This is a genomic window from Oryzihumus sp. JJN4-3R, from assembly GCF_057747915.1.
This window is the reverse complement of the sequence record NZ_CM173229.1, coordinates 2030660-2052462: the sequence shown is the minus strand read 5'-3', so window position 1 is coordinate 2052462 and position 21803 is coordinate 2030660. Positions and strand designations below refer to the sequence as shown.

Annotated in this window: 23 protein-coding genes and 1 tRNA gene; 14 read left to right on the top strand and 10 right to left on the bottom strand. The window is 70.9% G+C overall.

Annotation, left to right across the window (positions count from 1 at the left end; all coding sequences use genetic code 11):
• Positions 1 to 1122: a C40 family peptidase gene (locus AC3ANM_RS09535; protein WP_488287888.1), complete on the top strand. Its 1122-nt coding sequence runs from the start codon at positions 1 to 3 to the stop codon at positions 1120 to 1122.
• Positions 1123 to 1166: 44 nt separating this feature from the next.
• Here the strand turns inward: AC3ANM_RS09535 and AC3ANM_RS09530 are convergent, their stop codons facing one another.
• Positions 1167 to 2729 (bottom strand): carboxylesterase/lipase family protein, encoded by a 1563-nt coding sequence (locus tag AC3ANM_RS09530; protein ID WP_488287887.1) that lies wholly within the window; start codon positions 2727 to 2729, stop codon positions 1167 to 1169.
• 300 nt (positions 2730 to 3029) lie between these two features.
• On the opposite strand from AC3ANM_RS09530, the gene AC3ANM_RS09525 reads away from it, so the two are divergent.
• Positions 3030 to 3275, top strand: coding sequence for a hypothetical protein (locus AC3ANM_RS09525; protein WP_488287886.1), 246 nt, complete (start codon positions 3030 to 3032; stop codon positions 3273 to 3275).
• A 91-nt stretch (positions 3276 to 3366) separates the two neighbouring features.
• Positions 3367 to 4176, top strand: coding sequence for an alpha/beta fold hydrolase (locus AC3ANM_RS09520; RefSeq protein WP_488287885.1), 810 nt, complete (start codon positions 3367 to 3369; stop codon positions 4174 to 4176).
• A gap of 147 nt (positions 4177 to 4323) precedes the next feature.
• On the opposite strand, the gene AC3ANM_RS09515 is transcribed toward AC3ANM_RS09520, so the two are convergent.
• Positions 4324 to 5028, bottom strand: coding sequence for a dihydrodipicolinate synthase family protein (locus tag AC3ANM_RS09515; protein ID WP_488287935.1), 705 nt, complete (start codon positions 5026 to 5028; stop codon positions 4324 to 4326).
• Positions 5029 to 5092: 64 nt separating this feature from the next.
• On the opposite strand from AC3ANM_RS09515, the gene AC3ANM_RS09510 reads away from it, so the two are divergent.
• The 3 genes from AC3ANM_RS09510 to AC3ANM_RS09500 all read left to right on the top strand — a co-directional run bounded on the left by AC3ANM_RS09510 (position 5093) and on the right by AC3ANM_RS09500 (position 6518).
• Positions 5093 to 5521, top strand: a complete 429-nt coding sequence (locus AC3ANM_RS09510; protein WP_488287884.1) for a hypothetical protein — start codon at positions 5093 to 5095, stop codon at positions 5519 to 5521.
• Positions 5522 to 5578: 57 nt separating this feature from the next.
• Entirely contained in the window at positions 5579 to 5980 is a 402-nt protein-coding gene (locus AC3ANM_RS09505) for a hypothetical protein (RefSeq protein ID WP_488287883.1), read from the top strand.
• Positions 5981 to 6113: 133 nt separating this feature from the next.
• Positions 6114 to 6518, top strand: a complete 405-nt coding sequence (locus AC3ANM_RS09500) for an NUDIX domain-containing protein (protein ID WP_488287882.1) — start codon at positions 6114 to 6116, stop codon at positions 6516 to 6518.
• A gap of 53 nt (positions 6519 to 6571) precedes the next feature.
• Here the strand turns inward: AC3ANM_RS09500 and AC3ANM_RS09495 are convergent, their stop codons facing one another.
• Both AC3ANM_RS09495 and AC3ANM_RS09490 read right to left on the bottom strand, forming a co-directional pair.
• Positions 6572 to 7096 carry an SRPBCC domain-containing protein gene (locus AC3ANM_RS09495; protein WP_488287881.1) on the bottom strand — a complete coding sequence of 175 codons (525 nt, stop codon included), beginning with the start codon at positions 7094 to 7096 and terminating at the stop codon, positions 6572 to 6574.
• Positions 7093 to 7410 (bottom strand): ArsR/SmtB family transcription factor, encoded by a 318-nt coding sequence (locus AC3ANM_RS09490; RefSeq protein WP_488287880.1) that lies wholly within the window; start codon positions 7408 to 7410, stop codon positions 7093 to 7095. Before AC3ANM_RS09490 ends, AC3ANM_RS09495 begins: the two co-directional genes overlap by 4 nt.
• A gap of 394 nt (positions 7411 to 7804) precedes the next feature.
• On the opposite strand from AC3ANM_RS09490, the gene AC3ANM_RS09485 reads away from it, so the two are divergent.
• The 4 genes from AC3ANM_RS09485 (at position 7805) to AC3ANM_RS09470 (ending at position 10683) form a co-directional block, all read left to right on the top strand.
• Complete coding sequence (locus AC3ANM_RS09485) at positions 7805 to 8248, top strand: VOC family protein (protein ID WP_488287879.1); 444 nt, start codon at positions 7805 to 7807, stop codon at positions 8246 to 8248.
• A 99-nt stretch (positions 8249 to 8347) separates the two neighbouring features.
• Positions 8348 to 8839, top strand: a complete 492-nt coding sequence (locus AC3ANM_RS09480) for a GNAT family N-acetyltransferase (protein WP_488287878.1) — start codon at positions 8348 to 8350, stop codon at positions 8837 to 8839.
• Positions 8840 to 9364: 525 nt separating this feature from the next.
• Entirely contained in the window at positions 9365 to 9772 is a 408-nt protein-coding gene (locus AC3ANM_RS09475; protein WP_488287877.1) for a hypothetical protein, read from the top strand.
• Positions 9773 to 9960: 188 nt separating this feature from the next.
• Positions 9961 to 10683, top strand: coding sequence for a class I SAM-dependent methyltransferase (locus AC3ANM_RS09470; RefSeq protein ID WP_488287876.1), 723 nt, complete (start codon positions 9961 to 9963; stop codon positions 10681 to 10683).
• Positions 10684 to 10878: 195 nt separating this feature from the next.
• Here AC3ANM_RS09470 and AC3ANM_RS09465 read toward each other — a convergent pair.
• Positions 10879 to 10951, bottom strand: a tRNA-Lys gene (locus AC3ANM_RS09465).
• A 603-nt stretch (positions 10952 to 11554) separates the two neighbouring features.
• The gene (locus AC3ANM_RS09460; RefSeq protein ID WP_488287875.1) at positions 11555 to 12001 is read right to left on the bottom strand and encodes a hypothetical protein; all 447 of its coding nucleotides are present in this window, start codon (positions 11999 to 12001) and stop codon (positions 11555 to 11557) included.
• An 883-nt stretch (positions 12002 to 12884) separates the two neighbouring features.
• On the opposite strand from AC3ANM_RS09460, the gene AC3ANM_RS09455 reads away from it, so the two are divergent.
• A complete protein-coding gene (locus AC3ANM_RS09455; protein WP_488287874.1) occupies positions 12885 to 13658 on the top strand; it encodes an LLM class flavin-dependent oxidoreductase in 774 nt (257 codons plus the stop codon).
• Between the two features lie 120 nt (positions 13659 to 13778).
• On the opposite strand, the gene AC3ANM_RS09450 is transcribed toward AC3ANM_RS09455, so the two are convergent.
• Positions 13779 to 15050, bottom strand: coding sequence for a hypothetical protein (locus AC3ANM_RS09450; protein ID WP_488287873.1), 1272 nt, complete (start codon positions 15048 to 15050; stop codon positions 13779 to 13781).
• 297 nt (positions 15051 to 15347) lie between these two features.
• Here AC3ANM_RS09450 and AC3ANM_RS09445 point away from each other — a divergent pair, with 297 nt between their 5' ends.
• The gene (locus AC3ANM_RS09445) at positions 15348 to 16181 is read left to right on the top strand and encodes a class II glutamine amidotransferase (protein ID WP_488287934.1); all 834 of its coding nucleotides are present in this window, start codon (positions 15348 to 15350) and stop codon (positions 16179 to 16181) included.
• Positions 16182 to 16255: 74 nt separating this feature from the next.
• Here the strand turns inward: AC3ANM_RS09445 and AC3ANM_RS09440 are convergent, their stop codons facing one another.
• Positions 16256 to 16903, bottom strand: a complete 648-nt coding sequence (locus tag AC3ANM_RS09440) for a DUF1345 domain-containing protein (RefSeq protein ID WP_488287872.1) — start codon at positions 16901 to 16903, stop codon at positions 16256 to 16258.
• 182 nt (positions 16904 to 17085) lie between these two features.
• On the opposite strand from AC3ANM_RS09440, the gene AC3ANM_RS09435 reads away from it, so the two are divergent.
• Positions 17086 to 17409 (top strand): DUF4190 domain-containing protein, encoded by a 324-nt coding sequence (locus tag AC3ANM_RS09435; protein WP_488287871.1) that lies wholly within the window; start codon positions 17086 to 17088, stop codon positions 17407 to 17409.
• Between the two features lie 124 nt (positions 17410 to 17533).
• Here the strand turns inward: AC3ANM_RS09435 and AC3ANM_RS09430 are convergent, their stop codons facing one another.
• Positions 17534 to 18685, bottom strand: a complete 1152-nt coding sequence (locus tag AC3ANM_RS09430) for a cation:proton antiporter (protein ID WP_488287870.1) — start codon at positions 18683 to 18685, stop codon at positions 17534 to 17536.
• A 272-nt stretch (positions 18686 to 18957) separates the two neighbouring features.
• Here AC3ANM_RS09430 and AC3ANM_RS09425 point away from each other — a divergent pair, with 272 nt between their 5' ends.
• Positions 18958 to 19635 (top strand): mechanosensitive ion channel domain-containing protein, encoded by a 678-nt coding sequence (locus AC3ANM_RS09425; RefSeq protein ID WP_488287869.1) that lies wholly within the window; start codon positions 18958 to 18960, stop codon positions 19633 to 19635.
• 23 nt (positions 19636 to 19658) lie between these two features.
• Here the strand turns inward: AC3ANM_RS09425 and AC3ANM_RS09420 are convergent, their stop codons facing one another.
• Complete coding sequence (locus tag AC3ANM_RS09420; RefSeq protein ID WP_488287868.1) at positions 19659 to 21632, bottom strand: potassium transporter Kup; 1974 nt, start codon at positions 21630 to 21632, stop codon at positions 19659 to 19661.
• Positions 21633 to 21803 lie beyond the last annotated feature (171 nt).

The following is a 21803-nucleotide window of genomic DNA, read 5'->3' as shown; positions in this document are numbered from 1 at the left end:
GTGCCGGCTCCCCTCGTCGCCGCAGCCGGCCAGGTGCTGCGTCGCCGCGTCGCCCGGCGGCTGCTCAAGGTGGCCGTGGTGCTGCTCCCGCTCGCGGCGGTGGGCGCGGTGGCCGGGGCGCTGCTGCTGGTCCTCGTCGTGCAGGCCGGCCATCCGCAGGAGTCCGGTCCCGCCGGTGGTGCGTCGTGCTCCACCGTGACGGGCGCGTCCGGGGTCCGGGTCGCCGACCTGACGACCGAGCAGGTCGCCAACGCGCAGACCATCGTCGCGGTCGGCCGGCAGCTCAAGGTGCCGCCGTACGGCTGGGTCGTGGCGGTGGCGACGGCGATGCAGGAGTCGGGGCTGCGCAACCTCGACCACGGCGACCGCGACAGCCTGGGGCTGTTCCAGCAGCGGGCCGGGTGGGGGAGCGCCCGGGAGCGCACGGACCCCGTGGTCGCGGCGCGGATGTTCTACGAGGGCGGCTCGGGCGGGCAGCCCGGCCTGGTCAAGGTCTCCGGCTTTGAGCGGATGCCGCTGACCGATGCGGCGCAGGCGGTGCAGCGCAGCGCCTTCCCGGGCGCGTATGCCCGGTGGCAGGGCCTGGCGCAGCAGGTCGTCGGCGACCCGACGGTGCTGTCGGCGACCTGCTACGACGCGGCGGCGTTCCGGGGCGACGGTACGGCGGGTGCGTCCGCGGTCGCGGCGGCGTTGGGCTACGTCGGCACGCCCTACAGCTGGGGCGGTGGCGGGATCGACGGTCCGACAACGGGATTCGGCCCGGGCGCGACCACGGTGGGCTTCGACTGCTCCTCCCTCGCGCAGTACGCGTGGTTCAAGGCCACCGGGGTGCGGCTGCCGCGGGTGACCGACGGCATCGCAGCGGCCCTGCCGCACGTCCCGAAGGGGGCGAGGCTGCAGGCGGGGGACCTGCTGTTCTTCCACGCGCCCACGGACCCGGCGGGCAGCTACCACCACGTGGGGATCTACGACGGGCAGGGCAACATGGTCCACGCGCCACAGACCGGGAAGACGGTCGAGGTCGTGCACGACGTGCTGCACGACCCCTACTTCGCGGGGCAGCTCGCTTTCGCCGCCCGGCCGGCGGCGGGGCACGGCCGGACGGTGCGGGCCGCGGGCTGAGTCCGCCGGGCGGGGTCCGTGCGGGTCCGCGTGCGGTCCGCCGGTCAGCGCACGCCCTCCCACAGGGCCCGCTCCCAGGGCCGCGGGTCGTCCACCACCTCCGAAGTCGTGTCGAAGCGCATGGTGGCCCGCCGGCTCAGGTCGTAGGCGGGCCAGCCCGGGTCGCCGCTGGTGGCGAAGGAGACCCACGCGGCGTGCATGGTGTCGGCGAGCTGCTGTGGCGGGTTGTCGCCCAGCAGCGGACCGAAGAGCAGGGCGCTCGTGCTCACGGTGTCGAAGACGAACGGGACCTCGATGGCGTGGACGGCGCCCAGACCCGGTGAGGCCCAGGCGAACTCGTACATCCAGGTGCGCGGGGTGGAGCTCGCGCCGGCGGTCGCTGTGCCGCCGCCGGTGGCGCCGGTGGGCGACGCGGCCGCCACGTGGGCGTCGGCCAGGCGCAGCGCCGGGATGCGCACCCACCAGTCCGTCTGGACCGCTGCGAGGATGTCGCCGGGAGTCGCGTCGGGGTAGCGGTCGCGGTAGGCGCGCAGCGCCGCGGCGACGGGGAGACCATAGGCGGCCAGCGCGCGATACCCCTGGGTGGTGACGGGGCCGGTGAGGACCTCCTCGGTGATCTGGCCGATCGCGCCGGTGATGACGAGGAACAGCCGCCAGTCGTCGGTGTTCGTGCCGACGAGGACGTCCACCGACGCGGCGGCGCCGGCGGCGATGCGCTCGATCGGGAGGGCGGGGACGACCGTGCCGTCGATGACCGGCTGCCACAGCATCATGCTGGCGACGACGTCCGGCCCCCAGCGCCCGGGGTCGGGGTGGGCGAGCAGGTCGGCCTTCAGCTCTGCCTGGGCGGTGAGCAGTCGCTCGACGGGGACGGCGGCGACGGCTTCGCGGGTCGGGGGGACGCCGATCCGGGCGGCGAGGTCCTGGCCGATCCGTCGTGCCGTCGCGGCCGGGGTCGCGTGGTGGGCCGCGCCGCTCTCCAGGATCGCCCTCCTGAACAGGCCCTCGGCGCGGGGCATCGCCAGCAGCGTGCCGATGCTCATCGCCCCGGCGGACTCCCCGAAGACGGTGACGTTGCCCGGGTCGCCGCCGAACGCGGCGATGTTCTCGCGCACCCACTCCAGCGCGGCGACCTGGTCGAGCAGGCCGAGGTTGGCGTCCTCGTCGCCGAGGTAGAGGAACCCGTCGGCGCCGAGCCGCCAGTTGATGACGACGCAGACGACGCCGTCGCGGGCGAAGCGGCTGCCGTCGTAGGCCGCGGTGGAGCCGATCTCGAACATCCCGCCCTGGATCCACACCATGACCGGCAGGGCGGTGGCACCGGGGTCGGGGGTCCAGACGTTGAGGTTCAGGCAGTCCGGGCCGGTCGCGGCGGTGTCCCACTCGGTCCCGCCGGCCGCGGGTGGGGCCACCTGGGGCGGTGCCGGTCCCAGGGTGGTGGCCTCCCGCACCCCGCTCCAGGACTCGAGCGGTGCCGGGGGCCTGAGCCGGTTCGCGCCGGAGGTCGGCGCCGCGAAGGGGACCCCCAGGAAGACGTGCACGCCGTCGACGACGCTGCCGCGCAGCTCGCCGTGGACGGTCTTGACGGTTCTGTCGACTGCACCCATACCTCCACGGTGCGAGCGCGGGCGGCCGGTGGGCCGTGGCGAAGGTCCCGGGGCGGGTTCGTGTCCCGCCCGTTGCGCCTGCGTGACCCGCACCAGGGCGCCGGGGTGGTGTGATGGTGGACGACGAGGGTGGGGGTGGTGGCGATGACGGCGTCCCGGTCTGCCGTGGCGGCGGTGCTTGCGTTGGTGGGGCTTGTGTCGGCGGGCGGGTGCAGTGCCTCTGGCGGCTCGTCGGAGAGCTGCGCGCCGCCCCGGACGGTCTTGTCGAGCCGTCAGGTGGCTCCGGGGGACCGGCTGACGGTGACGGTGCGCTTCACGGTCGCGTGTCAGGACACCGACCCCGGCACCGTGAGCGTGGTCCGGCAGCGCTGGCGGGCGGTCCGGGTCCAGCTGGTGCAGGGCGCGACGCAGACGCTGCTGGCCACGGTCGACACCGACCGGGACGGGGTCCTGTCGACCCAGGTGACCGTGCCGGCGAGCGCGAAGGCGGGGGAGGCGTTCATCCGCGTGGACCACGTCGACGACGCGCTGGTCCTGGTCGGCTGAGGCTGCGCGGTCCGCGCCGAATTCCGTTCGACCCGAGGGCATTCAGGCTGGTTGGCTGGGCTGCCACCTCAGCTGTCCTCCAAGGAGTCTCGTGACCTCTGGCTCGTCCACGACCACCGGCATCGCCTACGACCGCGGCGGCCCGCGCGGGGACCTGCCCGTCGTCCTCATCCATGCCGGGGTCGCCGACCGGCGCATGTGGGACCCGGTGTGGCCGGCGCTCACGGCCGAGCGGGACGTGGTGAGGCTGGACCTGCGCGGTTACGGGGACTCCACGGCCCGACCCGAGGAGCTCCGCCCGGTCGAGGACGTGCTCGAGACGGTGGCGGAGCTGGGCCTCGAGCAGTTCCACCTGGTCGGCGCCTCCTACGGCGCCGGTGTGGCCGTCGAGGTCGCCCTGACGCGTCCCGGGCAGGTCGTGTCGTTGCTGCTCAGCGCGCCCGGCGGGTCCCTGATCGCCGAGGCGACCCCCGACCTGCGGGCGTTCTTCGCCGCCGAGCGGGCGGCGCTGGCCGAGGACGACCTGGACGCCGCCGTCGAGGCCAACCTCGCCTGGTGGGTCGACGGTCCGAGCCGCTCCTCCGATGCCGTCGACCCGGCCGTGCGCGACCTGGTCGGTCGGATGCAGCGGCGGGCGTTCGAGCTGACGGCAGACTGGGACGACGTGGCGGAGCAGGAGCTCGACCCGCCCGCCCTGGAGCGGCTGGCCGAGGTCCAGGTGCCCACGCTGGTGCTCGTCGGGGCTCTGGACCTCGACGCGATCCTCGACACGGCCGCGACGGTCACGGACGGGATCGCCGGAGCGCGCCGTGTCGACTGGCCGGACACCGCTCACCTGCCCTCGATGGAGCGCCCCGAGGACTTCACCGCGCGGCTGCGCGAGTGGTTAGGCGGGGTCTGAACCCGAGGCCCGTGTTCGTGGGGCCGGCCGCCGGGAGACCAGTCGCCGGCCGGCTGCCGGGAGGCGGGCCGCCGGGAGTGGGCTGCCGGGAGTGGGCTGCCGGGAGGCGGGCCGGCCTCCCACGCCGGCGCGCGAGCTGCGCGAGAGTCAGGCCAGCAGTCCGGCGGCGGCGAGCCCGGCGCGGAGCGCCGCCACCTCGTCGTCGTCCAGGGGCGCGAGAGGTCCGCGCACGCGGCGGTTGTCGAGCACGCCGAGCAGCTCGAGGGCCGCCTTGGCGGTCGTCGCGCCGTAGTTCGGCACGCCCATGATGGCGTCGAACGCGGGGGTGAGCACGGTGTGCAGGCGCAGGGCCTCGGCGTGGTCGCCGGCCAGGAAGGCGTCGATGAGCGCGCGCAGCTCCCGGCCCGCAACGTGGGAGACCACGCTGACCAGGCCGACGGCGCCATAGGCGAGGTAGCCCAGGGCCAGCGCCTCGTCGCCGGAGTACACGGCATACCCGAGGTTGGTGAGCCGGGCCGCCCCGGCGGGGTGGGCGGTCGCGTCCTTGACCGCCACGATCGTCTCGATCGCACGGGCGGCGCGGTAGGTGGCGAGGTCGATCCGGGTGCCGGTGCGAGCGGGCACGTCATAGAGCATCACGGGCAGGTCGGTGGCGGCGGCCACGGCGCGGAAGTGCTGGAGGACACCCGAGGGGCTGGGCCGGTTGTAGTAGGGGGTCACCAGCAGCAGCAATGTAGCCACGGTTGCGGTAGCGCGCCGGACGACCGACCTGGTCCGTCGTGTCCCCTCGTGGCCGGGCCGGGCAGCTGAAGCGACGGAGCCTGGCCACGCCCGGGCCGTCCCGCTGGTCAGCCCGCGGGAGTTGAGTAGGAGTGCTCATCCGCCGGGCCGCCCTCATCGTTCAGGCTCGGGCACCGTGGCTGAGACCGACAAGAGTTGGGGCGTTGGCGCCGTGCTGGGGGTGGCCCTGCGGAGCTACGGGCTCGCGGTGTGGCAGGCGATCGGGGCGAGGCTGACGTTCTTCGGCGAGCCGCTCAGCGCGGCGTCGAAGCTTCAGTCCGCGGCTTTCCTCATGGGCGCGGCGATCCCTGGCGTCGTTGCCACCGTCTTCGCTGCGCTGCTTGGAGCACGCGCGTCGCTGGTGGCGATCGTGTTCCCACCGGCGATCCTTGCCGGTCTCGGGTTCGCGGGCTGGGGCCCGACGTTCGACGCACAGGAGGGACATCTGGTCCAGCCCAGGGCAGACATGCTGTTCAGCTCGGCCGCCACCTGGGGCCTTACTGTCGTCATCGCCGCGATCGGAACGGCGGCCATGCTCGATCGACGGCGCGATCAGGGTGAGTGACCTCGCGGGACGCCGAACGGGTATTGGGCCAGGCCCTTGGCTGGCAGTCTGACTGGCATGACCGAGTCCGTGCAGGGTGGGGGAGCGGCCGCGGGAGGCGACTCTGACCGGCGCCGATCCGTGGTGAGGTGGCGTGGCTGGTCCCCGTGGTCCTGGCTGGCCCTGATCGCGCTCACGGTCGTCGGCGCCGCCGTGGTGTTGGTCTACACCGTGGCCATCGTCCTTCGCGCCTCGAACGTCTGCAACGAGCCGCCGAGCCCGGTCGAGGTGGCAGCGGCGCAACGCGGTCTGGCCTTGGTCGCGGGGGTGGCGGTTGCCCCGTGGGTGGTTGCGAGCCTGTGGGTGAAGCCGCGGCTCCGGCTCCTGGCCTGCGGCGTGCTCTGCGCGGCGCCGGCATGGTTGGCGTTCGTCGATGGAGCTCTGCGTCCCGACTCGTACTCGATGACGTGGTGCTTCTGACCTGAGTTGCGGCGCTGCGCCGGCTCTCAATGTGGACCGCCAGTAGCTCCGCGACACAAGTCCGCCATTGAGGTGCGACACCTGGAACCCGCGGACAACGGCATGTCTGTGCGTTCGCGCCTAGGGTGCCGCCATGGTCGCCCCGATCCAGATCGCAACCGCCGTACTTGTGCGGGACGGCCTCGTGCTCCTGGCACATCGCCACCCAACGCGCCATGCGTATCCCGACCGCTGGGGCTTTGTCGGCGGACATGTCGAGCCGGGCGAACTACCTCATCAGGCCGTCCGCCGGGAATGCCTCGAAGAGCTCGGTGTTCACATCCACGACCCCCTGCCCATCCCGATGACAGTGCGCGACCCCGCCCTCGACATGCACGGGTTCCTCGTCACGCGCTGGGCAGGGGAACCTGTCAACGCCGCGCCCGAGGAGCACGACGATCTTCGCTGGTTCCGGCCCAACGACCTCGCAGAGTTGAAGCTGGCCCACCCGGAAAGCCTGTCGAGCGTCCTCAGCGCCGTCCAGGCCGCAGTCGACTAGCCGCTACGAACCGTCCGCTCATCGGCAGTGGCTGAGCCTGCTCAGGTTCGACATCAACCGATCTCCATCTGCTGGTACGTGGGCGTCAGCTCTTCCCAGCGTTCCTTCCAGCCGGGCGCCCCGGCATCGGAGCTCCAGCCCTCCGGATGCACCGGGCCGTCGATCTCCAGCGACCGACCGAGATCCTCGAGGTGGGCCCTCCAACCAGAGGCGTGGAACGGGAGATGCCTCATCGGCAGGCCGCGCTCCTCGACCACAAGCCGGGTCCTGGAGCCCTCCTCGGTCAGCCACGCCTCGATCTGCCCCTCGTCGTCCGTGCCCGGCTCCGTCGTCAGCAGCAGGTGGTGGGGCGCATCGCACACCTCGATGCGCGCCGGACCGGTCCAGGTGCTCGTGAAGACGAGCTGGATCGTGCCGTCGACCCGCATGTCGCCGTCGACCCGGGCGATCCAGCGGGCCAGCCGCTCGGGCGTCGTGCACGCCTGCCAGAGGTCGTTGATGTCCGTGTCGTACAGGTCCTCGACCCGGACTGCTCCTCGGGTCTCGTCGAGGGCTCGCATCGTCGCGATCGTGGTCATCGTCGTGCCTTCTTTCCTCGTGCGATCTCGGTGTGGAGGGCGTCGAGCCGGTTCTCCCAGAGCCGGCGGTACTCGCCCAGCCACTCGTCGACCTCGACGAGCGCCTCCGGGCGAAGTGTGTAGATCCGGCGCTGCGCGTCCTGGCGTACGTCGACCAGGCCGGCTTCCCGCAGCACGCGCAGGTGTCGGGACACGCCCGGGCGAGCGATCGGCAGCGCCGCGGCCAGCTCCCCTGCGCTCGCCGGATGGTCTCGGAGGATCTCGAGAACCGTGCGCCGGCTCTCGTCCGCCAGCGCGTGCAGTACAGCGTCCATGGTGGCTAATGTACCCGAGTTGCTACGTAGCAGCAAGGTTACATTGACTGCAGTCTCATGTCCTGGAGGTTCAGAAATGACGGTGGCCGTCGACACCGAGATCGCCGCGTTGATGCGCTGTCTCCAGGGTGAGCGAGAGCACGTGCTGGGCGCCGTGGAAGGACTCAGCGACTTCAGGAAGACAACCGCGACGATCCTCGACGATGGGAGAGTCACTGCTCGCGTTGGCGCAGGCCATCTGCACGAAGTGCAGGCCCCTTGGGACTCGAACCCACAGCCCGCGGATTCTGATCCCACTGAGGAGTGCGACTTGGCCTTCGCGGCACGGCCCGCCGCGCTTACACGTGTCGGAGGCTGCTGCCATGCTGCAGCGAACGACGAAGCCGGAGGTTCGATGTCTGTCTCCTACCAACTGGTGATCGACTGTGCTGACCCAGGGCCGATGGCGCGCTTCTGGGCCGAGGCACTTGGCTACGTCATCGCTCCGCCGCCGGAGGGCTTCGACACCTGGGACGACTGGTACCGCTCGGTCGGGGTGCCCGAGGAGGAGCTCGGCATCGGAGACGACCGGATCGTCGACCCGAACGACGAAGGCCCGGCCATCTGGTTCCAGGTCGTCCCGGAGACGAAGTCGATCAAGAACCGTCTCCACATCGACATCAACGCCAGCGGGGGTCGGGGGACACCGCTCGAGGTACGCCGCGAGCGTGTCGAGGCCCGGGCGGCTCGCCTCGAGGCCCTCGGCGCCACGCGGCTGCGCACGGTCTCCGAGGAGGGCATGGACCACTACGCCGTCGCGATGCTCGACCCGGAGGGCAACGAGTTCGACATCAACTAGGCGACCCACGGGGACCGAGATTGCCGTGAGTGACCCTCTTGTTCTGGCCCCATTTGTTGCGGGCGTGCCATCCGGCCACACAGGTGCTGGGGTGTGCTCATGATGCACAGCACCGGACCGCGTTTCCGGGACGCGGTGACTGGCGATGAAGATGGGCTCACCCTGCTTGAACGCACGGCCAACCTTCGTGCCCTGGCGCACATCTTCCCGCCGGAGAAGTACCCCTTTCCCACTGACGACGTACGAGAGCGTTGGCGCACGCTTCTGCGTGACCCTGCGGTCCGTGTGGTCGTCTCGGAAGACGCAGACGGGATTTCGTCCTTCGTGGCCTTCGATCCCGGCCAGCTACGCCACCTGGCTGTCCGTCCTGACCTCTGGGGATCTGGCCTTGCCAAGGCTGCCGTGGACTGGGCCGTTGACCGTGCCACGACCCAGCGGTTGTGGTGCCTGGAGAAGAACAGTCGCGCGCTGGGCTTCTACGAGCGCCTCGGATGGACTCGGACAGGCCGTCGGCAACGTGCCGAATATCCTCCCTGCCCCGCGCTGATTGAACTCACGCTGGCGCCTGGCCAGCAGTCCGCCCAGGCGTGATGTCCGTTGTTTCGCGGTCGACTCGTTGAGGGCGCCACGCCCCCGGCCTCATCGCGCGCTTAAACGGATTCCTCTGTGTCGCCGGGGACCCGAGCATCAGAGGTGCGCAAACCGCTGGTCGGTGACCTGAGGCGCGGCGCTGAATACGAACGCGACCCGATCAGCAACGTCGACCTTGCAGGTACGACACAAGCTGGCCTATGAGCAACAACGCACACGGCGGGATGTTGCGCTCGGAGTCATGGGTCGTGGCGTGGCAGGGTGCAACCGGGAGACGCTACTCAGCGAGGGGGCCGCATGAGACTCCGCGGGTCGGAGACAACCAGCATCGACCTGACGCGCCTGAAGCCAGGGCCTCGGCGACTGCTCGAGTCACTGATCATCGGCGGCGAGGTCACAGTGTGCCGAGGTGGCACAGCCGTGGGGAGGCTCAACTTCACACCCGCCGTCTACACGGGCACCGTGCACCCCTCTCATGTGAACGAGGATCGAACGAGCCCGCCCCTGCGTGAGGGTGTGAAGGTCATGGTGACCACGATGCACCTGTCGCATGCAGCCCGGCAGCGTCTCAGTGACGCGATGGGCCCGGACTACCTGGTCATCGACTTCCTCGATGCACCGGACACGGCCGACATCGTCCTCACCCATCCCGTGAGCCCGCAGCTGCTCAACCGCTTTCGCATCCTGTTCCCCGAAGCTCACGTCATCGTCACCGAGATCCACGACCCCGAGCTCGGTGTCGACATGAGCGGACCGGTCGGTCGCATTCTCGACGCCGGAGCGCAGGCCTACCTGCCGGCGCGACCCGTACAGAAGGTCGCGGAGAACGTTCTCGCGTACCTCGCCACCGTCGAGCAGCGACAGCTGGCACAAGGGGCCGCCTCAGCAGTCGGCGCCTTCCTCATGTCACCGAGCGACGACCCTGGGTTCTGATTCCGGGCCGCCCGGGACCGCCGGCCGGGCCTTGGCTCGTTCGCTGCGCCCCCGGGCTCTACTGGCGGCACGATCGTGAATCCGAAGAACGGGCCTCACCTCAGAACGAATCGGGCGTTTTGGTTTGTGGTACTCCGGTGGACCCGGTAAGCATGCGTACCCAGCCTTCCTGCGAGAACGAGGTCAGAGTGACGGCCACCGACCACGACAGCCTTGCGGTCACCGACTACGACGACTTCGCGCTCGCCTACGCGGCGCAGAACGAGAAGGGCCTGTTCAACGCGTACTACGCGCGCCCCGCGATCATGGACCTCGCCGGCGACGTCTCCGGCCGCCGGATCCTGGACGCGGGGTGCGGCTCGGGGCCGTTGGCGGTCGCGCTGCGCGACAAGGGGGCCGACGTCACCGGCTTCGACGTGAGCGCCGCGATGGTTGACTTGGCCCGCCAGCGGCTGGGCGAGGACGCCGACCTGCACGTGGCGGACCTCGCCGCGCCGCTGCCGTTCGCCGATGCCGAGTTCGACGACGTCGTCGCGTCTCTGGTCCTGCACTACCTGAAGGACTGGGCCGGCCCGCTCGCCGAGCTGCGTCGCGTGCTGAAGCCGAGCGGTCGCCTGATCATCTCGGTGAACCACCCCGCCGCCTACGCGATCGTGAAGCCCGAGGCCGACTACTTCGCGCTGACCCAGTACTCCGAGGACTACGTCTTCGACGGACAGACCGTGTGGCTGACCTTCTGGCACCGACCCTTGCACGCCATGGCGGATGCCTTTTCCGCAGCGGGGTTCCGCATCGCCACCATCAGCGAACCGCCGCCGTCGGCGGACACCCCTGGGGAACTGCTTCCAGCCGGCATGGAAGGCCGTTCGGCGTTCATCTGCTTCCTCTTCTTCGTTCTCGAGTGCGTCTGAGACCGAATTCGTTGACGCGACGGGAAGATCACGCGCTACCGCGCCTTCGCCCTCTTCCGTGACGTTGACGGGCGCACGACACGCGACACGATGCTGCGGCAGCTGCGGGCCGTGAAGGGTATGAGTTCTCACTGGCTTTTCGCTGGCCAACGGCGCCCTCGGTGATGGCCACGCCGACGATTCACGCACGATGTGTGGGCCCCGTGGGACTCGAACCCACAACCCGCGGATTAAAAGTCCGCTGCTCTGCCAATTGAGCTAGAGGCCCGGGGGTGCGGACTGATCGGGCGAACCCTCGGGACAACACCCGGGTGGTTCGGACGGTCCGCAGCCCGCCGCCGGGCCAGTATGCCGCAGTGGCCGACTGCCGCCGTCGTCGGTTGGAGGGGTGCTGCCCGCCACGGTCAGGCTCGGGCCGAGCAGCCAGGCGCTCTCCCCACGAAGGGTGGCCTTCCCTGGGGTCGTGCGATCGCCATCAAGGCCGCCGGCTTGCCCCCGCGACGCAGCCACTCACGAAGGGCCCGCGCGTCGTAGCGCCCGGCCTTCACCGCCCGGTAGAGACCGCTCTTGGACAGGCCGTGAGCCCCAGCCTCGTCGGGGGTGAAGGTCACTACCTGCCCCTTCGCTGCGGGGACCGCTCGGGTCGAAGCGTATGCAGATAAGAATGCCGGTCCACGAATTACTCCGTCTCGAATCCCTCACGTGCGAAATGGGGCACCGGCACGCCAGCCTGCCGCGAGGTCCAGTTCAAGCCGACCCGCAGCGCTTGGCGTTCAACCGCGTTCCAGCGATCAGTCCCGCAGCTTGTGGGACAACCGTGGCGTGCCTCCACTCGATCGGTGAGGACACGCTCGGTGATGAGGCGAAGCGGTCAGACGTCACCCTTGGTAACCCAACGGATGCAGTGCTGTTGCATCCAAGCGAGGTCGTTGAGGATGAACTGCGCTGCCGGGGTGGTGAGAATGCCCTGGCCCGCGGCGGCGAGAGAACTCCCGAGGTCGTCTGCAGGCGAGGGCAGGTGAGGGGCGCTGGCCAGGATCGTCCGCCCCTGGGTGACCATGGTGAGCACCTGCTTTTCGTTCAGCTCGTAGGTCGTGGGGGTGTCCGCGATCGTTTGAAGCAGGTCGTGGTCATCGAGGGCGACCGTCGCCGCGACCTGGCATGCGCTCGTCGGTAGAGGGTCTGCCGCGTTCGTCGCGACCGGGGGCGTTGCCGTGAACGGCCGGCTGACAACCTGCCCGGGTGCGTTTCCGACCGCGCAACCGGCCACTACGGCCGCGAGCGCGGCGCCGGCGAGAAGGTCAGTGAGTCGTCGCACCGGTGCACGGTCGCAGGCGCGCACGGTGGCTGGTGGCCTGTTCGGACGCGAACTGGCCGACGGTCGAGGCTGGCGATCCTCTGTTCGGTCCCCTGAGCGACGCCGCGCGGCGAGGCGGCCTCGCACGCGACTACTACCCCGACAGAGGGGAGCCCGAGGCCGACTGGATGCTCGCCAGGCGCAGCTCGGCTGAGTGCTTCAGCGCCTCGCCGCCGGGGAGCCATGACTGCCCGCAACTCCACCCGGCGGACGGTGATCTGCATGGCGGAGTACTGGCGTCCCAGACGTGCGATGTCCGCGTTCCAGCATGGGGACTCCGGCGTCCTATGCCAGCCAGGCCCGGTGAACGTCACCAGCCGCGTTCTGGCTGGTCTGCACTAAAGCCGCGACCCCGCTAGAGGCCCGGGGGTGCGGACTGTGGGACAACACCCGTGTGGTTCGGACGGTCCGCTACCCGCCGCGGCGCCAGTATGCCGCAGCGGCCGACCGCCGCCGTCGTCGGTTGGAGGGGTGTTGCCCGCCACGGCCAGGCTCTCGCCAGGTAGTTGGGCGCCTCCCCACGAGGTGGGGCCCGCGGGGTCGCGCCACAGGGCCAGGGCGCCTACCAGTGGGCGTCTCGATTGGCCTCTCCCCGGGTATGCAGGCGCTGACTCCTCTGCCGGGGAGTGTGCGCCCTGACGACCTGATCGAACCTTGCTGGCTCGGCATTCACCAATGGGCGTGATCCCGACCGCCTGAGGCCGCATCGTCGTAACACGGTCACCCCGTTCGTTGTCATGGTGAGAGGCGACGACCTCGGATCCGGCTGCATCGAGGCGGGGCCCACCTGTGTGAACGGAGTCCAGACATGACCAGACCGTTTCGATTCGGGGTGGTTGCCCCCGTGCTGACTGACATGTCTACGTGGCGGGACCGGGTGCGCCGCATCGCTGACAGCGGCTACTCGACTCTGCTGATGCCCGACGTGCCGCAATGGCAGCCTGCGCCCGCTCCTACGCTCGCATTTGCGGCGGCTCAGACGGGCCTGCGTGTCGGCACCTGGGTCTATGCCTCGCCGTTGCGCCCGGCTTGGAGCACAGCATGGGAGGCGCACTCGATGTCGGTGCTCACGGAGGGCCGCTTCGAGATGGGCATCGGCACAGGGCGGCCCGGGATCGAGGACGAGCTCCGAGAGCTGGGGATGCCCGTCGCATCGCCGAGGGCGCGGCTGGCCCAGGTGCGGGAAACGGTGGCGTTACTTCGCGACCTGGACGGCCCCGATGTCCACACGCCGGTAGTCATGGCCGTTCGGGGGCCGAAGGCCCAGGCCCTTGCCGTCGAAGTCGCCGACACGGTCACCGTCGCAGCGCTCTCGAGCGACACCCGTGCAGCGGTTGCCCGCATCGCCCGCAACGTCCGCGCCGCACGGGATGTCGAGCTGGCGCTGCACGTGCCGGTCGTCGGCGACACCGTCGCGCCGTTCATGGCATCCGCGCGGGACACCGATCCGATGACGTTGCGGGAAGCGGACTCGTTGGCCGTGCTCCCGGATGACCCGTCGGCTGCTACCGAAGAGATCCAGCGGCGACGTGAGGAGATCGGCTACTCGTACTTCGTCGTTGGCGCCGACTCCGCCGAGGTATTGGCCCCGGTGGTCGCCGAGCTGACCGGCCAGTAGCTGCCTCCGCGGGAGCCGGCACTGCGAGGGTCGTCCCTCACGACGCGACAGGACTCAGCGCAGCGGCCCCGTCCACCGGACGGGGCCGCCGCGCGACCAGCTGACTGGCGTCGCCTGCTGTCAGAAGGCGGTGACTACGAGGTTGCCGGCCGTGATGACGTAGTCGTTCGTGGGGGTGAACCCGCGTGCCACCATCGAGCGGGCAGCCGTCAGGGAACCGGCCACCGAGAACCCGACACGGTCGTGCCGCGGCCCCGGGGTGCCCATGTCGATGACCCGCCAGACGACGATCGTGCCGGCAAGCGAACCCGTGCTGATCCGGTAGTCGAACCACGCGGTCCGGCCCGACACCCGGACGTCGACCACGGCGGCGGTGTAGGACAGTCCCCGGGTGAGGTTGCGGTAGGTCACCGTGCCCGAGTCACCACCCCATGCGCGGTCGGCCACGTTGAAGGTCATCTGCTGGCGCTGGGTCGACGGACCGAACCAGACCGTCCCAATGGCAGTCCCGGTCACCCGGTGCACGACGACGATGTCGCCACTCACGACCCCGTAGCTGTTGGCCGGGGTGAACCCAAGGTTCACCATGCTTCGCGCGGCCGCGGTCGAGGCGGCCACGGAGAAGCCGGCGGTGTCAGGGGCGCCGTCGCGGACCTTCCACACGATGACGGTGCCACCGAGGGAGCCCGTCCCGGCCGGGACGGTGTAGTCGAACCTGGCCTCATGCCCGGCGACGCGGACGTCCGGCGTGCCGGCGTGGTAGGCCACCCCGGCGTCGAGGTTGCGGTAGAACGCCGTCCCCCGGTCACCGAACGAGCCGTAGTCCAGGGTGACGAAGGCGAGGTGCTGGCGCGGCTGCCCGGTTGTGCCGAGGCGTGCGTTGCCGAGTGCATAGCCTTCCAGTCGCAGGCTGCTCACCAACCGGGTCTGGAGGTCTCCGGACGTCACCGTGTAGCTGTTCGTCGGGGTGAAGCCGGACCGTACCCATGTCCTGGCCTGGTCGGCACTGGCGGCCACGGCGAAGCCGGCGGTGTCGGGCGCGGTGTCCGAGACCTTCCACGCGATGGCCAGACCCCTGACCGACGGTGGCGCCGTGGCCGGGACGACGTAGGCGAACCGGGCGCTGCCGCCCACCACGACAGTGCTCAGCACCGAGGCGGTGTAGTCGACTCCTGCGCCAGGGTTCGCGTACGTGACGCTGCCCCGGTCACCGACCGCGCCGGTGTCGACCATGGCGAAGGTCAGCGACTGGGTGGACCCGGCACTGCCGAGCTGCACGTCGCCAACCGCGTATCCCGTGGCGGGGCTCGCAGCCTGCGCGACGATGGGTGTCAACGTCACGCTGCCGACCGCGAGCGCGGCCGCCGAGATGAACCTGAGGACTCGTGACATGTGAGGCTCCCTCCTCCTGAGGGCGGGGAGCAGCGGCGCACGATGGTGTGGCACATAGATCACCAGAGACCGGCACGAACAAGATCCGCCCGGGGAGGTCCTGGTGTGCTCGACTCCCCGACAACCTCAGTGTCCTCACGTCACCCCGACAGTTGCGGGGCACAACGTCCCCCGCAACGACGTTCGGCCTCAGGGGGCCCGGGCGGCGCCGCTCCACGACCGTTCGGTGACTGGACATCAACGTGAAGTCCCTGGCACCGGTACCGTGCCCACCAGGAACAGGGATCGGAGATGCTCATGTGCCGGTGGCTCGCGTACTCAGGATCCCCGGTCCTGCTGGAGGACCTGCTCTACAAGCCCCAGCACTCTCTGGTCGTGCAGAGCCTGCATTCCCGGTTGGGGGCCGAGACGACCAACGGGGACGGGTTCGGCCTCGGCTGGTACGGCAACCGTGACACGCCCGGGGTCTTTCGCAGCACCGAGCCGGCGTGGAACGACACCAACCTGCGAGAGCTCGCCGGCCACATCGCGGCACCGCGCGTCTTCGCGCACATTCGCGCCTCGACCGGCTCACCGGTCCAGCTCACGAACTGCCACCCGTTCCGCGAGGGCCGCTGGTTGTGGATGCACAACGGGTGCATCAACGGATTCGCCGGGTTGAAGCGGGACCTGGCGCTGGCGGTCGACCCCGTGTTCTTCCCGAGGATCCAGGGGACCACCGACTCCGAGCTCATGTTCTTCCTCGCCCTCACGCTCGGGCTCGAGGACGACCCGCCGGCGGCAGTGGCACGCATGGTCGGCCTGGTGGAGGAACGGGCCGAACGCCTGGGCGTCTCCGATCCGGTGCAGATGACTATCGCGACCACCGACGGGACAACCACGTGGGCGTTCCGCTACGCCAGCGAGGGCCGGCCGCGGACCCTGTTCCACAGCACCGACATCTCCACGCTTCGGCACCAGTACCCGGACAACCCGGCCCTTCACGAGCTCTCCGACGACGCCCGGCTCGTCGTGTCCGAGCCCCTTGGCGATCTCAAGGGAGCGTGGCGCGAGGTGCCTGAGTCCAGCTTCATCACCATCGGCGGGGGGCGGGAGGACTTGCGTCCGTTCCGGCCTAGGAAGCCGGACTGAGGTGGCGGCCGGGACAGCCGCACCATGCCCGTCGCAGTCCCGTCGGGGTGGTCGAGGAGTGACCGAGCGTCGGGCTACTTGGCCAGGCCCGCGATGAGGTTGATCGTCGTCGCGATGACGACAGCGCCAAGCAGGTAGGACAAGAGCATGTGCCGCAGCACCGTGTCGCGAAACCGTTGCCGCGTGATGTCGGTGTCGGAGACCTGGAAGGTCATCCCCACGGTGAAGGCCAGGTAGGCGAAGTCGCGATACCGAGGCTCGGCGTCCTCGTTGAAGTCGACTCCCCCGAAGGAGTTGACGTAGTACAGCCGGGCATAGCGCGCCGTGAAGACCGTATGCGCGGTCGCCCAGGCCAGCGCCACGCTCGAGACTCCCAGCGCGGCGACGAGATCCTTGCTGGAGGACTGGCTGCCGCTGAGCAGCAGCGCCACCGCGCCGAGGCTGGCGACCGCCGCGACCAGGACCACCGCGTCGGAGGTCGCCTGGCCGGGATCCTCACGGCAGGCATGGCGCCGGGTGTCCGAGCTCGTCATCGGCCAGAGCGTGGCCCACATCCACGCCACGAACACCGCCGCGGCGATCATCCAGCCCGCCAGGACCGCGAACCGCCAGCTGGCCACCAGGGCCACCGCGCCCCCGCCGAGCACGCCCAGCGCGGTCGCGACGAGGACTCGCAGGCGCGCAGATGGGTCACGCACGCGGCCACGCACGTCTGCTGTCACGTCGCCAGTCTGTCCCACGGTGCTGTGTCCGGACGCCCTGGACGCGCCGTGGACGAAGCGGTCGGCCGAGCCGATGGCCCGGTCAGCCGGAGTAGCCGAGGTGGTTCAGCGCGTCGCCGAGCGACTGACTCGAACGGGAGCAAGATGTGGTCCATGGCAGTACACAGCCTGGGGAGATCGTCGTGAGCCAGTACCCGAGTCAGTACCCGGAGTTCCCGCCGCAGCCGCCGCCGACCGGCCTGGAGCAGGCTCAGCCCGAGAACGGGGTGGGCCTGGCCGCGATGGTGGTGGGCATCGCCAGCTTCGTCATGCTGGCCCCGCTCAGCTCGACGGCAGCCATCATCCTGGGGGTCATGGGCCTCGGGAAGGCCAGGCAAGGGCGTGCCACCAACCGCGGTCAGGCGCTGGCCGGGCTCATCTGCGGGAGCATCTCGCTCGTCCTGGGCATCATCGGCATCATCATCGCGATCGCGATCATCTCGGCTCGCCACGGCACCTCGCCCTGACGGCGCGGTGAGACCCCTCACCCCGCGAGCCTCCAGGAGATACCCCGCTCCCTGAGCGGGAGTGGATGCCGCGGAGCGCAGTCAGTCCTCGCCGACAGGTATGACGCCGCCCCGGTTCGCGGCCTCAGCTGAGGGAGGCGCTGGCCGCAGGCTCCCTTCCTCGTGCGGCGAGCGTGGCGGCCACCGCAGCCACCGCGATCGTCACGAGGGCGCCGAGGATGAGGGCGGCCGGCTCGCCGCTGGCGAGCAGGTGTGACTGCACCCCCAGGGTCGCGGCGGCGACCGGGACCCCGAGCTGGGCGCACGCCAGGGCCCCGAGGGCGGTCCGCTGCCCCGTCAGGACCGGGACCACGTGGGTGGCGAGCGCCCCGACGCCGAGGGCCACGCCCAGCCCGATGAGGGTGGGGTGCTGGCCCAGGGCCCCGAGGTCGAGGGAGGCGCCGAGCCAGATGAAGAAGACCGGCCCGAAGAACCCCTCGGTGACGGCGAACAGCTGACGGGCCAGCCGGCGCGGTTCACCGATGGCGGCCATCGCCAGGCCGAAGGTGAACCCGGCCAGCATGATCGAGACCCGGGTGGTCTGGGCGACGGCGGCGAGGCCGAACAGGATGGCCAGGTTGATCCGCAGCTCGAGGGCGAACTTGCGGCGCTCGGACAGGCGGTGCACGTCGCGGCGCCAGCCCCGTCGCTCGGTCTCCCGCAGCACGACGAACAGCACGACCGAGCACCCGACCACGACCAGGGCGCCGAGGGCGGCGTGACCGGCGCGGGCCGGGTCGATGGCCAGCGGGAGGGCGACGATGCAGGCGGCGTCGGCGACGGCCACCTGGGGCAGCAGCTGCAGGACCGGGTCGCCGGACAGGTGGAGCGCATCGATGATCGGCAGGATCAGGGCCGCCGAGGACGAAGCCAGCAACACGGCATACAGCACGGCGTGGCCGGTCCCGAAGGCTCGGGCGATCAGGACCGCGACCGGGACGGAGGCCGCGCCGACGACGGCCGCCCGCAGCAGCCCCTTCGGCAGTGCCTTCCGCAGCCGCGCGTCGCCGATCGGGACGTGGGAGCCGGCGACGAACATGACCAGGGCGAACCCGATGTTCGCCATGAACGCGAAGGTCGGGTTGGCGGCGTGCACGGCCCCCAGCACCGTGGGGCCGAGCACCACGCCCACCAGCAGCTCGCCCACGACGACGGGGAGCCCCCACCGGTGGGAGATCGCCAGCAGCGGCCCGGCGATGCCGGCCAGGCAGATCACCGACAGCAGCGTGAAGCTCATCGGGGATCCCCCGGCGACGGCCGCGGGAGCCCGGCCTCCCGCTTCCCTGTGACGTGGGGCACCCGCTCATCGTCCCCCCAACCCCGGGCCGGACGCCCGACTTGGCTCCCCGACGCGCCGTCACGCCCTCCTCGCACAGGGCTGCCGGTCGCGGGCAGAGAAGCGTGGCCGCTACCGTGGTCGTTTCGGTTCTCGTCGGCCCGGTGGCCCGCCAGCACCGTCTGCGCAGTCCACGCCGCGGAACACGTCCCCCAGGCTTGGAGGTGCACTCTGTGCAACTGCCGTCCCACCTGACCGTCCCCGCGCGACCCGACCTTCGCCGCGCCGGTTTCGCGGCCGCCCTTGGCGTGGTCGCCTTCGCGGCGCTGGCCACGTTCAGCGAGCCGCACTCGCCGAAGGTCGGGCCCAAGCTCGTCGCATTCGCCGGCGCCGCGGTCTTCGCCGTCGTTGCAGCGATCGCCGTCCGCAACGCGGCCAACGAGATCGCGCGGGTCGTCGCCCTGCGGGCGGCCCCCGGAACCGCCTCCAACCTGAGGCTGGGCTTGACGGTTGCCGGTTACGTGGTCATCACGGTGGCGACCTTGGGCCTCCTTCAGGTGCCCGTCCAGAAGCTCCTGCTGTCCGGGGCCATCACCGGCGTCGTCATCGGCATCGCGGCTCAGCAGGCCCTGGCCAACCTGTTCGCGGGGCTGATCCTGCTGACCTCGAGGCCCTTCGACGTCGGCCAGTGGATCGTGCTGCGCTCCGGCGCCCTGGGTGGGGAGTACACCGGGCAGGTCGTGGGCATCGGCCTGACCTACACCGAGCTGCTCACCGACGACGGCAGGTTCTCCCTGCCCAACGGCGGGGTGCTCGCCGCGGCAACCGGTCCGCGACAGCGCCCGTCGACCGACCGCGCCCACCAGGGTGGCGGGACCCTGGTCACCGCGCGGGACCAGTTCCGGGCCTGATCCCGCGTGTCCCCGCGCTCCCGTCAGAGCGTGACGTGACTGCCCATCGTCACGATCTGCTTCGCGGGCAGGCCGAAGTACTCGGCCGGGTCCGCGGCGTGCCGGGCGAGCTGGCTGAACAGCCGCTTGCGCCAGGTGGCCATCACCTTCTCCCGGCCGAGGCTGATCGTGCCGCGGGAGAGGAAGTAGGACGCGCCCTCGACGTCGATGCCCGGCCCGATCAGCTCGTCGGCGACGGCCTGACGGAGCGCGGCCGGCAGGTCCACGTGGTCGGCGAAGCCGAAGCGCACCGCCAGGTGGAGGATGCCGTCGTCGGCATAGCCGAGGTCGTCCACCGTCAGCCGCTGCGCCGGCGCGACGTGCGGCACGTTGACCGCGGTCGCGGAGATGACGATGACGTGCTCGTGCAGGACGTGGTTGTGCTCCACGGTGGCCCGCATCGCGAGCGGCGTCGTCTCCTTGGAGGGGTGCGGGAACACCGCGGTGCCGTGCACCCGGGGCACACCCTGCTCGTGGACGTGGTCGACGAACTCCTGCAGCGGCCCCTCCTTGCGCCGCCGGTTCGTCGCCACCACGGCGCGGCCCTTCTGCCACGTCGTCATGACGGTGAACACGCACGCGGCGATGAGCAGCGGCAGCCAGCCGCCGTGCGCGACCTTGGAGAGGTTCCCCGCCAGGAACGTCAGCTCCACCCCGCCGAACGCGACGCCGGCCAGGGCCAGCTTCCACGCCGACCAGTCCCACAGGACCCGCGCCACGAGCAGCAGCAGGACCGTGTCGATGACGAGGGCGCCGGTCACGGACACCCCGTATGCCGTGGCGAGCTTGGCGGAGGAACGGAAGGCGAACATCAGCGCGAGGACGCCGACGAACAGCAAGCCGTTGATGCCGGGCAGGTAGATCTGGCCGGCCTCGTGCTCGGAGGTCTGGCGGACCCGCAGCGCGGGCAGCATGCCCAGCTGCATCGCCTGCCGGGAGAGGGAGAACGCGCCCGAGATCACGGCCTGGCTGGCGATGACCGTCGCGGCCGTCGCCAGGACCACCATCGGGACCTGCGACCAGCCGGGCAGCAGCAGGAAGAACGGGTTCTCGACGGCACCGGGGGTGTGCAGGATGAGCGCGGCCTGGCCGAGGTAGTTCAGCGTCAGCGCCGGGAACACGACGAAGAACCAGGCGCGCAGGATCGGCATCCGCCCGAAGTGGCCCATGTCGGCGTACAACGCCTCGGCGCCGGTGATGACCAGGACGACCGCGCCCATCGCGATGAACGCGATACCGGGGTGTGCGGCCACGAACGACACCGCGTAGGTGGGGGACAGGCCGGCCAGCACGTTGGGGTGGGCCACGATCTGCGGGATCCCCGCCGCGGCCAGCGCGGCGAACCAGACCAGGGTGACCGGGCCGAAGAGCGCCCCGACCTTGCCGGTGCCGAACCGCTGCGCGGCGAACAGCCCGGTCAGGATGACCGCGGCGACGGGGACGACCAGGTGCGCGAGCCCGGGAGCGGCCACCTTGAGGCCCTCGACGGCCGACAGCACGCTGATGGCGGGGGTGATCACGGAGTCCCCGTAGAACAAGGAGACGCCGAGGATGCCCAGGGCCATCAGCAGGCCGGTGCGGCCACCACGCTTGGCGTACAGGCGGCGCGCCAGGGCGGCCAGGGCCATCACCCCACCCTCGCCGTCGTTGTCGGCGCGCATCAGCACCATCACGTACTTCGCCGACACGATCAGCGTGACCGACCAGAACATCAACGAGATGACCCCGTAGACGTCGCCGGCGGTGGGTCGCACGATGCCGTGGTCGAGGGAGAACACGGTCTGCAGCGCGTACAGCGGGCTGGTGCCGATGTCGCCGAAGACGACGCCGAGGGCCGCGAGCAGCACCGCGGCGCCGGCGGGGCGGTTGCCTCCGGCAGGGGGCGCGTGCGGTGCGGAGTCGGCGGCGTCGGCACCGTCGGCGCCGGCGCTGCTGGGGGCCGTGGTCAGGTCGGTCACGAGGACTGCTCCAGGGTGTGGCGGTGACGGCACGTCGTCGCGGGCGGCCGGGGTCCCGGGGTGGGGACAGCCCGGCATACCCGCTGGGACGGCCGCTCAGCCTACCCACGGAACTTGGGACTGCCGTGCGGGCGCGTTCCGGCGTGCTTGACGTGGCCCCGGCCCGACCGG

Bases quoted from the DNA above. Each gene is read 5' to 3' on its own strand.
- AC3ANM_RS09530 (WP_488287887.1), bottom strand. From the start codon at position 2,729: ATGGGTGCAGTCGACAGAACCGTCAAGACCGTCCACGGCGAGCTGCGC.
- AC3ANM_RS09505 (WP_488287883.1), top strand. From the start codon at position 5,579: ATGACCGAGTCCGTGCAGGGTGGGGGAGCGGCCGCGGGAGGCGACTCT.
- AC3ANM_RS09500 (WP_488287882.1), top strand. From the start codon at position 6,114: ATGGTCGCCCCGATCCAGATCGCAACCGCCGTACTTGTGCGGGACGGC.
- AC3ANM_RS09495 (WP_488287881.1), bottom strand. From the start codon at position 7,096: ATGACCACGATCGCGACGATGCGAGCCCTCGACGAGACCCGAGGAGCA.
- AC3ANM_RS09490 (WP_488287880.1), bottom strand. From the start codon at position 7,410: ATGGACGCTGTACTGCACGCGCTGGCGGACGAGAGCCGGCGCACGGTT.
- AC3ANM_RS09485 (WP_488287879.1), top strand. From the start codon at position 7,805: ATGTCTGTCTCCTACCAACTGGTGATCGACTGTGCTGACCCAGGGCCG.
- AC3ANM_RS09480 (WP_488287878.1), top strand. From the start codon at position 8,348: ATGATGCACAGCACCGGACCGCGTTTCCGGGACGCGGTGACTGGCGAT.
- AC3ANM_RS09475 (WP_488287877.1), top strand. From the start codon at position 9,365: ATGGTGACCACGATGCACCTGTCGCATGCAGCCCGGCAGCGTCTCAGT.
- AC3ANM_RS09450 (WP_488287873.1), bottom strand. From the start codon at position 15,050: ATGTCACGAGTCCTCAGGTTCATCTCGGCGGCCGCGCTCGCGGTCGGC.
- AC3ANM_RS09445 (WP_488287934.1), top strand. From the start codon at position 15,348: ATGTGCCGGTGGCTCGCGTACTCAGGATCCCCGGTCCTGCTGGAGGAC.
- AC3ANM_RS09430 (WP_488287870.1), bottom strand. From the start codon at position 18,685: ATGAGCTTCACGCTGCTGTCGGTGATCTGCCTGGCCGGCATCGCCGGG.